General features: G+C 60.7%; 11 protein-coding genes. 6 read left to right on the plus strand and 5 right to left on the minus strand.

All coding sequences use genetic code 11. The features are described 5' to 3' along the window. Window positions 1-55: 55 nt before the first annotated feature. Window positions 56-625, plus strand: coding sequence for an RNA 2',3'-cyclic phosphodiesterase (gene thpR, locus AC4FIA_RS16630; protein WP_490366770.1), 570 nt, complete (start codon window positions 56-58; stop codon window positions 623-625). Here thpR and AC4FIA_RS16635 read toward each other — a convergent pair. Further along, complete coding sequence (locus AC4FIA_RS16635) at window positions 622-2280, minus strand: NAD+ synthase (RefSeq protein ID WP_490366771.1); 1659 nt, start codon at window positions 2278-2280, stop codon at window positions 622-624. The genes thpR and AC4FIA_RS16635 overlap by 4 nt on opposite strands. A gap of 164 nt (window positions 2281-2444) precedes the next feature. Here AC4FIA_RS16635 and AC4FIA_RS16640 point away from each other — a divergent pair, with 164 nt between their 5' ends. After that, window positions 2445-3902 carry an MORN repeat-containing protein gene (locus AC4FIA_RS16640; protein ID WP_490366779.1) on the plus strand — a complete coding sequence of 486 codons (1458 nt, stop codon included), beginning with the start codon at window positions 2445-2447 and terminating at the stop codon, window positions 3900-3902. A gap of 3 nt (window positions 3903-3905) precedes the next feature. On the opposite strand, the gene AC4FIA_RS16645 is transcribed toward AC4FIA_RS16640, so the two are convergent. From AC4FIA_RS16645 to truA, 3 genes are read right to left on the minus strand one after another with little or no spacing between them, the layout of a single operon-like run. Next, entirely contained in the window at window positions 3906-5432 is a 1527-nt protein-coding gene (locus AC4FIA_RS16645; protein WP_490366772.1) for a cryptochrome/photolyase family protein, read from the minus strand. Further along, window positions 5429-6094, minus strand: a complete 666-nt coding sequence (locus tag AC4FIA_RS16650) for an SDR family NAD(P)-dependent oxidoreductase (protein WP_490366773.1) — start codon at window positions 6092-6094, stop codon at window positions 5429-5431. Before AC4FIA_RS16650 ends, AC4FIA_RS16645 begins: the two co-directional genes overlap by 4 nt. Window positions 6095-6125: 31 nt before the next feature. Continuing rightward, a complete protein-coding gene (truA, locus tag AC4FIA_RS16655; protein WP_490366774.1) occupies window positions 6126-6893 on the minus strand; it encodes a tRNA pseudouridine(38-40) synthase TruA in 768 nt (255 codons plus the stop codon). 110 nt (window positions 6894-7003) lie between these two features. On the opposite strand from truA, the gene AC4FIA_RS16660 reads away from it, so the two are divergent. Genes AC4FIA_RS16660 through AC4FIA_RS16670 form a run of 3 tightly spaced genes read left to right on the plus strand, consistent with a single transcriptional unit; the run spans window position 7004 to window position 9884 of the window. Then, window positions 7004-8416, plus strand: coding sequence for a YcjX family GTP-binding protein (locus AC4FIA_RS16660; protein WP_490366780.1), 1413 nt, complete (start codon window positions 7004-7006; stop codon window positions 8414-8416). Continuing rightward, window positions 8413-8871 carry a GNAT family N-acetyltransferase gene (locus tag AC4FIA_RS16665; protein WP_490366775.1) on the plus strand — a complete coding sequence of 153 codons (459 nt, stop codon included), beginning with the start codon at window positions 8413-8415 and terminating at the stop codon, window positions 8869-8871. Before AC4FIA_RS16660 ends, AC4FIA_RS16665 begins: the two co-directional genes overlap by 4 nt. After that, on the plus strand, window positions 8868-9884 hold the full coding sequence (locus AC4FIA_RS16670) for a YcjF family protein (protein ID WP_490366776.1): 1017 nt from the start codon (window positions 8868-8870) through the stop codon (window positions 9882-9884). The genes AC4FIA_RS16665 and AC4FIA_RS16670 overlap by 4 nt, the downstream gene beginning before the upstream one ends. On the opposite strand, the gene AC4FIA_RS16675 is transcribed toward AC4FIA_RS16670, so the two are convergent. Next, window positions 9881-11125 (minus strand): FAD-dependent oxidoreductase, encoded by a 1245-nt coding sequence (locus AC4FIA_RS16675; protein WP_490366777.1) that lies wholly within the window; start codon window positions 11123-11125, stop codon window positions 9881-9883. The genes AC4FIA_RS16670 and AC4FIA_RS16675 overlap by 4 nt on opposite strands. Before the next feature lie 221 nt (window positions 11126-11346). On the opposite strand from AC4FIA_RS16675, the gene AC4FIA_RS16680 reads away from it, so the two are divergent. Next, window positions 11347-12089, plus strand: a 743-nt coding sequence (locus AC4FIA_RS16680; protein WP_490366778.1) for a class I tRNA ligase family protein, incomplete at its 3' end; no start/stop codon positions are given.

Here is a 12089-nt window from a genome sequence, read left to right on the forward strand (position 1 = left end):
GTTCCCCGCCTTTGCATTTGCCAAGTCTTGGGGACAAAGACCCAAGGACTAATCAATGCGCGCCTTTCTTGCCCTTCCCCTTCCCCCGTCAGACGCCGAGGTGATCGCGGCTATGGGCGACCGGTGCCCCGTGGGGCGCGCTGTGGCCGAAGAAAACATTCATCTGACACTGGCGTTTCTGGGGGATATGTCCAAAGCCGATCTGTCTGAAATCCACGACGCCATGGGCACGATCAAACAACAGGCGTTCAGCTTTTCCCTGTCCGGAATTGAAAGCCTCGGAGGGCACGGCGGCCATGCCTTGGCCTTGGGCGCAGATGGCGGAGCGGCTCTGACCCAACTGCACGACAGAATCCTGTCGCGCATTCACGGTGCCGGTGTGGTTCTGGAACGCCGCAGGTTCCGCCCGCATGTCACCTTTGCCCGCCTGCCCGGCAAGATGAACAGCGACGAACAGGCGCGGCTGGGCGAGTTTCTGAAGCGCGAAGGCACCATGAGCCTGCCGGACATCCCCGCCACCCAGTTCACGCTTTATGAATCCGTGCTGACCAAAACGGGGGCGTATTACATCCCGCTTGAGGATTACGAACTTCAGTCCGAAAACACGCCCTACCCCGCGACTTAGCCGTTATCGCGCCAACGGTTGGCAATGGGATAGCGACGATCCAGCCAGAACGCGCGTGGCGACAGACGTGCACCCGGCGCGGATTGGAAGCGTTTGTATTCGCTGATATACAGCAGATGTTCGACCCGCTTGGCATCCTCGCGCGAATAGCCCGCTGCAACACAGTCCGTGATCGAGCCATCCTGATCCACAAGGATTTTCAGGATGCCATCCAGCACCGGATAGTCGGGCAGTGAATCGCTGTCTTTCTGATCTTCACGCAGCTCCGCCGACGGCGGTTTGGTGATGATCCGGTCAGGGATCACAGCGCCGGCAGGCGCCATCATCCAGTCGCGGTGGTTTTCGTTCCGCCAGCGGCAGATGTCGAACACCCGCGTTTTGTACAGGTCCTTGATCGGGTTATAGCCACCCGCCATGTCACCATAGATCGTGGCATAGCCCACCGCGACCTCGGATTTATTGCCCGTGGTCAGCAGCATCTCGCCAAACTTGTTGGACAGCGCCATCAACAACAGACCGCGCAGGCGGGACTGGATGTTTTCTTCGGTCAGGTCCGGTTGGGTGCCTTCAAACAATGGGGCCAGCGTGGCGGTTATCGCATCGCGGCCCTGCTTGATCGGCACAAAGTCATAGCAGCAGCCCAGATTGGTCGCCATTTCCTTGGCGTCCTCAAGGCTGTGTTCCGACGTATATTCCGACGGCAGCATCACACAGCGCACATTGTCCGCGCCCAGCGCATCCGCCGCAATCGTCGCCACCAGCGCCGAGTCCACACCACCGGACAGACCCAGCAGCACCTTTTTGAACCCTGTCTTGCGCATGTAATCGCGCAAGGACAGAACCATCACGTGATAGTCCTGCTCCATATTGTCGGGATGCGCTACGAACTCACCGGGCAGCGCGACCCAGCCTTCGGGGCCTTGTTCGAAATCGACGTGGGAAATCACCTCATCAAAGACCGCCAGCTTGACCGCGATCTCGCCCTTGCGGTTCAGCACGAACGACCCACCGTCGAACACCTGATCATCCTGACCGCCAACCATATTCAGGTAAACCAGCGGCAGATCGGTTTCGACAACACGGCTGACCATGTGGTTAAGGCGCACTTCCATCTTATCGCGATAATAAGGCGACCCGTTCGGCACCAGCAGGATTTCCGCGCCGGTTTCGGCCAGCGTTTCAGCCACATCTTCGTGCCACGCATCTTCGCAGATCGGGCTGCCGATGCGCACAGGTCCCACGCTAAACGGACCCGCGACAGGACCAGACGTGAACACGCGCACTTCGTCAAAGACGTTGTTGTTGGGCAAATGATGCTTCAGCACCGTCGCCGTCACCTCGCCGTTTTGCAGCACGTGATAGGCGTTATACAGGTCCGTCCCTTCGATCCACGGCGCACCGATGGCAACGGCAGGACCATCGGCACAATCCTTGGCCAACTGGCGCAGCACTTCGATCGCTTCGGTGTAGAACGCAGGTTTGCGCATCAGATCCTGCGCGTTGTAGCCGGTGATGAACAGTTCGGGAAAGGCAACCAGATCGGAACCGGCGGCTTTGCCTGCCTCCCATGCCTCACGCGCTTTGGCGGCATTGCCCTGCAAATCGCCCACAGTGGGGTTCAGCTGGGCCAGCGTGATGCGAAAACGGTCTGCCATGGGTTGTACCTTTCACCTTTCGTCGCAATCCACATAGCAGAAGCACGCCGGAGTAAAAGTCCAACCGGCAAAAGACGTTGTGCCAAAGCGGCCCGTCCACTAGTTTTCCCCTGAACAGTCGGGGCCAAATGCCCCGTGACGACGGCAAGGGCGGAGCAAAGCAAATGGGCAAGGTGAAAACGGTCGTTCTGGGATGTGCACTGGCAACCCTGCCGATGATGGCCCTTGCGCAATCCGGCAACGTCCAGACCAAGCAATACGATGACGGTGGCGTCTATGAGGGCGGCTTTAAGAACGGGTTGCAGCACGGTCAGGGCACCTATCGCCTGCCCAACGGCTATGAATACAGCGGTGACTGGGTCGAAGGCGAAATCCGTGGCCAAGGCGTCGCGCGGTTCCCCAACGGATCGGTCTATGAAGGCAGCTTTGCCAAGGGCAAACCCGAAGGCACAGGCAAAATCGTCTTTGCCGATGGCTCGATCTACGAAGGCACATGGCTGGACGGCAAGATCACCGGTCAGGGCGTGATGAAATACGCCAACGGCATGGTTTACGAAGGATCGTTCCGCAACGCGCTGCATCACGGGCGCGGCACGATGACCGCCCCCACCGGCTATATCTACGAAGGTGACTGGGTGAACGGCGTCAAGGAAGGCAACGCCAAGATCACTTATGCCGACGGATCGAAATACGATGGCCGCGTGTCCGGCGGATCGCGCGAAGGCAAGGGCGAGATCACGATGGCCGATGGCCTGCGCTATGAGGGCATGTGGCAAGACGACCAGATCCACGGCGTCGGCACGCTTTATCAGGCCAATGGCGATGTCTACGAAGGCGAATTCGTGGCGGGCCGTCGCGAAGGTCAGGGCAAGGTTACTTATAAGTCAGGTGACGTCTACGAAGGCGCGTTTGAGAATGACCAGCGTCAGGGCATCGGCACCTTCCGTGGACAGGACGGCTATACCTACACCGGCGAATGGGTGGCAGGGCAGATCGACGGCACAGGCCGCGTGACCTACCCCGACGGGTCGATCTATGAGGGCCAGTTTCGTGGTGATCTGGCCAATGGTCAGGGCAAAATCACCTATCCCGATGGCGCGACCTATGAAGGCGATTGGGTTGATGGCGTGATCCAGGGCAAGGGCATCGCGACCTACGCCAATGGCCTGACCTATGAAGGCGGCTTTGTGAACGCCAAGAACGATGGCTTCGGCATGATGACCTACCCCGACGGCTACCGCTATGAAGGCAACTGGGTGCAGGGCCGTCGCGAAGGCGAAGGCACCGCCACCTACCCCGATGGCACGATCTATACCGGCATGTTCAAGGACGGCAAACGCGATGGCATCGGCAAAATCGTGATGCCCGACGGCTTTACCTATGAAGGCGGCTGGCAGAACGGCAAAATCCACGGCACCGGCATTGCCACCTACGCCAGCGGCGACATCTATGAAGGCAACTTCGAGGATGGCAAACGCAGCGGCGACGGCACCATGCGCTATGCCACGGGCGAGGAAGCCAGCGGCACATGGATCAACGGCGCCCTGACAGGCCCGAACGCCCCCACCGCCGAAGAACCCGCGGAAGAGGCACCGGCCGACGAACCGGCAGCCACCGAATAAGCGCTAGACGCGCTCGCCTTTGGACAGCTTATCAAGGAACTGATCTGCCTCGCGCAGAACGGTTTCCTTGCGATCATCCTTCATCCTGTCCCATGTTGCATACATCTGCCCCATGCGCGGATTGCCCCCGAATTTGTCGCGGTGGCGATCCATGAAATGCCAGTAGAGCAGATTGAACGGACAGGCATTTTCGCCGGTCTTGTCTTTGACCTTGTAGTCGCAGGCTTTGCAGTGATCTGACATCTTGTCGATGTAACTGCCCGACGACACATAGGGTTTTGAGGCGATGATCCCGTCATCGGCAAACTGGCTCATCCCCACGACATTCGGCGCTTCGACCCATTCGAAGGCGTCAATGTAAACGCGCAGATACCATTCATGAACCTCATGCGGGTTGATCCCCGCAAGCAGCGCGAAGTTTCCCGTCACCATCAGCCGCTGGATGTGGTGGGCATAGGCCTCGTCCCGCGTTTGCTCAACGGCCTTCGCAACACAGCGCATTTTCGTGTCGGCGGTCCAGAAGAACTCGGGCAGTTTGCGCTGATGGTTCAGCGCATTGCGGCGCGGATACTCCGGACCTTCGCGGAAATAGATGCCCCGCACGTATTCGCGCCAGCCGATGATCTGGCGGATGAACCCCTCGACCGCATTGATCGGCGCATCGCCATCTTTCCACGCCTGTTCGGCGGCCTGACACACCTCAAGCGGGTCCAGAAGACCAATGTTGATGTAGGCCGAAATCACCGAGTGATAGAGAAAACGATTGTCGTCCAGCATGGCATCCTGAAAATCTCCAAACTTCGGCAGCGCGTGTTTGATAAAATGCGACAGCGCGCGGCGCGCCTGCCCCTGATCGGTGGCATACCAGAACGGGCGCAAGGTGCCGAAACTGTTGCCAAACCGCGCCTCGATCAGATCAAGCACCTCTTCCACTGTGTCGTCCGGCGTGAACTCCATTGGGCCGTTAAAATCGACGGCATCCGGCGCGGGTTTGCGGTTGTCATGGTCGAAATTCCACTTCCCGCCCGCAGGTTCATCATCCTCCATCAACAGACCGGTTTTGCGCCGCATCTCGCGATAGAAATACTCCATCCGAAGCGATTTGCGCCCATCCGCCCAATCGTTGAATTCATCCAACGACGCCACAAACCGCGTGTCCGGATGCATGGTTAGCTTCAACGGCATATCCTCAAGCGCGTTGATCAGCCGCCATTCACCGCATTGGGTGGCGATCACCTCTTTCGCGCCGATCTCGTCCGCACGGCGCAGCAATTCACCGGGGATCGAACCGCAATTGTCGGTGTCGTCCAGTTCGGTATAGCGGACATCCCAACCATCACCCCGAAGCCGCGCCGCAAACTTGCGCATGGCAGCAAAGATCACGGCGATTTTCTTTGGGTGATGCTGCACATAAGTCGCCTCATCCGCGACCTCGGCCATCACGACGATATCGCTGTCCTTATCCGCGTTTTGCAGCGCAGACAGATTTTCAGCCAGTTGATCCCCAAGCACCAGAACAAGACGGCTCACCACTGAATTTCCTTCTTGGCATAATCGTAAAAGCGCCCCGTCTCCTCGGGCGTCAGGCTGGCCATCACATCGCAGAGCCGCTTGGCCGCGACCTCGGGTGTGACGGTTGGATGGCTGTCGGCATATTTCGCGGTGAAGTTCGTTTCGACCGTACCGGGATGCAGAGCAACGCAGGCAAGTTCCTTGTGCGTTCGGGCGAATTCGATAGCGGCCGAATGCACGATCTGGTTCACAGCCGCCTTGGCGGTGCGATAGGAATACCAGCCGCCCAGACCGTTGTCGCCAATCGACCCGACCCGCGCTGACAGAAGCGCCATGACCGCGCGCTTCTTGCGTGGAACCAGCCCGATGGCGTGTTTCAGAACCATCGCTGGGCCAATCGTGTTCAGACGGAACTGGTCCATCATGGCCTGCGGGTCCAACCGCTTGATCGACTTTTCAGGCGCAGCGCCGTTGATCTCTAACGCGCCCGTCGCGACAAAAATCAGATCGAACGGGCCATCCAGCCGCGACAGATGTTCCTGGATCGATGCCTCATTGGTCACATCCAAACCGTCGACAGACCGCGACAGGCCGGTGACTTGCACGCCACGTGCGGTCAGTTCTTGCGCCACGGCAGCCCCGATGCCGCCTGACGCGCCGATGATGAGTGCGTTTTCCATGGGATGCGACCTAGGCGGGTCGCGTCATGCTTCAAGCAAAAGGATCGTCCGGATAGCCGACACCTACCAGATACAGCCCATGGGGCGGACACACAGGCCCGCAGGCCGCGCGATCCTTGGCTTCCAGCGCCTCGCGCACCTTGTCCGGATGCCACCCGCCCGCGCCCACACGTTCCAGCGTGCCGACAAAGCTGCGCACCTGATTGTGCAGGAACGACCGCGCGCGCAGATAGAATTGGATTTCCAGACCGGCTGTCGTCGGCACCTCGGAAATGCTCAGCTCATCCAGTGTCTTAACCGGACTTGCGGCCTGACACATCGTGGATCGGAAGGTTGTGAAGTCATGCAGGCCAATCAGATGCTTGGCCCCTTCACGCATCGCCTCGACATCCAAAGGATGCGCCACGTGCCAGACCTGACCTTCTTCCAAAGTCGGGCGGGATCGGCGGTTGAGTATACGGAATAAATACCGGCGCTCATGCGCCGAAAAACGGGCGTGCCAGTCCTCGTCCACTTCGGAAGATCCGACTATGGCGACGGGCAAAGGCTTCAGGTGGTGGTTCAACGCCGACATCAGCTTGAACGCATCCCACGGCTTTTGCAGATCGCAATGGCAGACCTGCGCGCGCGCATGCACGCCCGCATCCGTCCGCCCCGCCGCCGCAATCGTGTGCGGGCCCGGTTCCAGTTTGGCCAAAGCATCCTCGATCGCCCCCTGAACCGAGGGCTGATCCGCCTGACGCTGCCAGCCCGCAAAGGGGCGGCCATCATATTCTACCTGTAGCGCAAATCTGGGCATAAAATGCGCCTTAGCGAATGGCATGGGAACGGGCAAGTCTTTGTCCCCTCTGGCAACTGCCCATGCGCGCCCTTATCTTGGGGTTGGATACGAGTTGGAAGGACAGCATCTTGGTAATCGGAAGCCTCGCCGACAACCTCACGCGCGGCGTGGAAAATGTGGCCAGCACATTGGCAAGCCCCTTTACGGACACCACAATCCGCTTGGGCGTGACCGGCCTTGCGCGGGCGGGCAAGACGGTTTTCATCACGTCGCTGGTCGCCAACCTGATGGACCGCGCCCGCATGGGGCAGCTTTTGGCCGAGGCAGAGGGCCGGATTGTCGCCGCCTATCTGCAACCCCAGCCCGACGACACGCTGCCACGCTTTGATTACGAAGAACACCTTGCTGCGCTGACCTCGACCAGCCCGCATTGGCCCGACAGCACCCGCGCGGTGTCTGAACTGCGTCTGTCGCTGAAGGTGCAACCGACGGGCATTCTGGGCGGCATCCAAGGGCCGCGCACAGTGCATCTGGATATCGTCGATTATCCCGGCGAATGGCTGCTGGATCTGGCGTTGCTGGACAAATCTTATGTGGAATGGAGCCAGGAAACGCTGGCCCGCCTGTCCGAGCGCCCCGAAGGCTCCGAATTTCTGGCGCTCGCAAACGCCGAAGACGGCACCGCCGATCTGGCCGAACCCCGCGCACGCGCATTGGCCGATGCCTTTACCGACTACCTGAACGCCGCGCGCAAGGCGGGCTTTTCCGACTGTACGCCGGGGCGATTCCTGTTGCCCGGCGATCTGGCGGGTAGCCCTGTGCTGACGTTTGCGCCCCTGCCTGAACAACCGAATGCCCTGCGCAAAAGCCTGTGGCGTGAAATGGAGCGGCGGTTTGAGGCCTATAAGTCCCGCGTCGTGAAACCGTTCTTCCGCGACCACTTTTCCAAGATCGACCGTCAGGTCGTGCTGGTTGATGTGCTGAATGCCATCCACCAAGGGCCCAAAGCGGTTGAGGACATGCGTCGCGTGTTGTCCGAGGTGATGGGCGCCTTCCGCCCGGGCCCGAACGCCTTTCTGACGAAGCTTTTGCTGGGCAAACGGGTGGAGCGCATCCTGTTTGCCGCGACGAAGGCTGATCATCTGCACCACACCCAGCACCGTCAGTTGACGCAAATCACCAAAGCACTGTTGCGGGATGCCGAAGACCGCGCGAACTTTGCCGGAGCCAAGACCAAGGCGCTGTCGTTGGCATCGCTGCGGGCGACGACAGAGACAACAGTGCCGCACAACGGCGGCGAACTGGACTGTGTGCGCGGCACGCTGATGACCGGCAAGGAAGCGGCGTTTTATGCGGGCGAACTGCCCGAAGATCCCGCGCGGCTTCTTGCCCCTGCTCGACAGGGTGCAGAGGCGTGGCTGGATGGGGATTACGGCAATATGGCCTTTGCCCCGTCGGTCCTGCGCCTGCGTCCGGGCGAAGGCCCGCCGCACATCCGGCTGGACCGCGCGGCAGAGTTTCTGTTCGGGGATAAGTTGTGAGCAGCCCCGCAATCACCCTGCGCCCTGCTCGCGCGCTGGACGCCGGCGCCTTGGGCGCGATGATGACCGAGGCGGTTCACGACACCCCGTGGAAACCAACGCTGCACAGCGGGGCCGAAGATATCGCCCACGCCGGACAGATGATCGACCGAGGTTGGGTCACGGTGGCCGAGATCGAGGGCGAGACCGCGGGCTTTCTGGCAAGGGAAGACGGCTATATTCACAGCCTGTTTGTGGCCCGCGACTGGCGTCGTTCAGGGATAGCCTCTGCGCTATTGAAGACTGCGAAATCAACCTGCGAGCAGCTGACGCTTTGGACATTTCAGGCCAATGCAGCGGCCCGAAAGCTCTATACATCCCACAACTTTACCGAAGTCGCCCGCACCGAGGGCGACAACGACGAAGGCCTGCCGGATATCCATTTCCAATGGCGCGCCGAAAGGACAGCCCAATGACCCAGAACAAAGGCCCCGTGCTGATCGAACTGGATGCGGACACGCCGCACGACACGCCCGACCGCGCACCGCCGGTGCCGGACGTCGAAGTGCCGCAGGGACGCGCGATGACAACGGCGGCAACCTTGGCCGCCGGTCCGGCGTCCAAACTGGCGAAATGGTTCTGGTCGCTTCTGTCGGCAATCATCGTCACGGTGATGTCTGTCACCGCATGGAACTTTGCCGCCAGTCTTGTGGCACAGAATGCGATCCTTGGCTGGCTGGTGACGGGCCTCTTTGCCCTGTTCATCGCGGTTCTGGCGTTGATCGCGATCAAGGAGCTGGCCGCGTTTTCACGCCTGAAAAAGCTGGACGATCTGCACCGGCAGGCGGGGCATGTCCTTGCCTCTGGCGATCTGTCCGAGGCGCGCAAATTGGTGGGCTCGGTCGAGGCGCTTTATAAAGGGCGCGAGGACACAAAGTGGGGGCTAGAGCGCCTGAATGAACGCAAGGAAGAGGTGTTCGACGCCGAGGCATTGCTGGCGCTGACCGAACGCGAATTGCTGACGCCGCTGGACCACGCCGCACGGGCCGAGGTTGAGGCAGCGGCACGTCAGGTGGCCGGTGTCACCGCGCTGGTGCCCTTGGCGCTGGCGGATGTGGCCGCGGCGCTGACATCGAACCTGCGGATGATCCGGCGGATTGCCACGATCTATGGCGGGCGGTCAGGCACATTGGGCAGCTGGCGACTGACCCGCGCGGTGTTTTCGCACCTTGTGGCAACGGGCGCCGTGGCCGTGGGCGACGACCTGATCGAACCCGTTTTGGGCGGCGGTGTGCTATCCCGCGTATCGCGCCGCTTTGGCGAAGGTGTGGTGAACGGCGCGTTGACGGCCCGCGTGGGCGTGGCCGCGATGGAGGTCTGCCGCCCGATCCCCTTTGGTCCGAAATCCAAGCCATCGGTCCGCTCGATTGTGGCCAGTTCCATGGCCGGTTTGTTCAAGCGCGATAGTGCAAAGCCCCAAGCGGATTAATCGGGGTCCGGCAGGCTTCCTGTCGGGGGCAGCATGTCGCCACAGACCAGCCGCGTCAGGATGCGCGGCACCGGCTGAACCTGACTAAGCGGGAACAGAAGACTGTCGCGCAGCACTGGCAGCACACGGCTATCCGATTGATATTGCGGCGTGAACAGGCGGCTCATGGTCTGGTAGGACCACACATGCCACCGCCGCGACCGCGCGTAATACAGCAGTGCAAGCGGCACATCGTCCCTCGCCTCGGCAATCGCCTGCGACAGCGCCCAGGCATCCAGCAAGGCCATGTTCGCACCCTGCCCCAGTTGCGGGCTGGCGCGGTGGGCTGCGTCACCGATATAGGCGATGCCGTCGCCATAGGGGCGCACCAGCGTGCCGTGTGTATAACTGGCGGCAGTCATCTGGTCGGGATCGGTGATCTGATCCACGAAGGGTGCGAATTCGGGCCATAGCGAAACGGCCTCGTCCTTCCATGCCTGTAGCCCCGCCTTGCGCCACGCCGCGACGCCATCGGCAGGCAAAGACCAGAAGATCGCCGCCTTGAACCCCGTCGCATCCGGCAAGGACCCGATCGGCAGCACGCCCATCATGCGGTTGGCGCGGCGATACATCTGCCGCAGCTCATCGCGTGGAAGCGGCGTGTCAGAAGGCCAATCCACCGTCGCCCAAAGCGCGCCATAGCCCAGCGGATTGGCTTTCAAAGGCGACAGGACCGATCCTGCGCCCGAAGCATCGATGATCAGATCAAAAGGCCCTTCGCGGCGATCCGTGAACAGCAAATGCGCCCCACTACGGCCCGTGACCTGCGACGCAGACACCAAAGCTACTCCAGCCGCTTGGGCCGCGCCATAAAGCGCATCGAACAATGCTGCGCGGTGGATCGCCAGACCAAACCGGCTGGACTTCGGAGTGACGTAAGACACCTCAAGAACCCGCTTGCCCTGATCCGCCTCGTGGCCCCGCATGGCGGTGATGGCATTGCCCAGTTCAAGCGCCCGCTGGTCTGCGCCCAAAGCCTTTAGAACCGACAGGCCGACCGGCTGAACAACCAGCCCCGAACCCACGGGCGCGGGTTCTGCGAATTTATCGAAAACGGTGACCTCATGCCCTGCCCGACGCAGCAGCGCGCCCACGGCCAATCCACCAACACCCGCGCCAGCAACAGCGATATCCAGAGGACGCATTTCAAAACCTTTGACCAATTCGGGCCGAAGAAACCCCATCGCCCATCGACTGTCCATGAGGCACAACCGCCTGCGGCAAAACTGTTGCCATATAGGCCGGATATCCCACTGGACGCCCCTTGCCCACAGGCCTATAACCGCGCCCATGACGAAGATGTTTGCGATCATCATTCGAATTACATGCCCGGCGCTCTGACACGAGCCGCCGGGACAAAGGCGTATGGACTGCCGCGCCGCCCCATCATCTGTGAATTTTACTGACGTCAAGGACACTCAAGATGTGCGCCGAAGCCACCTCGCCGGACTATAAAAACACCCTGAACCTGCCGCAGACCGACTTCCCGATGCGCGCGGGCCTGCCCAAACGCGAACCCGCATGGTTGGACCGTTGGGCCAAGATCGGCATCTATGAACAACTGCGCGAAAAGGCGAAATCGTCTGACCGCAAGCCTTTCACCCTTCACGATGGCCCTCCGTATGCGAACGGTCACCTGCACATCGGCCACGCGCTGAACAAGATCCTGAAGGATATGGTTGTTCGCTCGCAGCAGATGATGGGCCGCGATGCGCGCTATATCCCCGGCTGGGACTGCCACGGCCTTCCGATTGAATGGAAGATCGAGGAAAAGTACCGCGCCAAAGGCAAAGACAAGGACGACGTGCCTGTCGTCGACTTTCGTCAGGAATGCCGCAAGTTCGCCGAAGGCTGGATCGACATCCAGCGCGAAGAATTCAAACGCCTTGGCATCACCGGCACGTGGGACAATCCCTATCTGACGATGGATTTCCGCGCCGAACGGATCATCGCTGAAGAATTCCAGAAATTCCTGATGAGCGGCATTCTTTATCAGGGATCGAAGCCCGTCATGTGGTCGCCGGTCGAGAAAACCGCGCTGGCAGAGGCCGAAGTCGAATACCACGACCGTCAGACCGACGCGATCTGGGTCAAGTTCGCGTTGCAGAATGCGGGCGAAGGTCTGGACAACACCTATGCCGTGATCTGGACCACCACACCGTGGAC

It is taken from the genome of Thalassococcus sp., assembly GCF_982780845.1.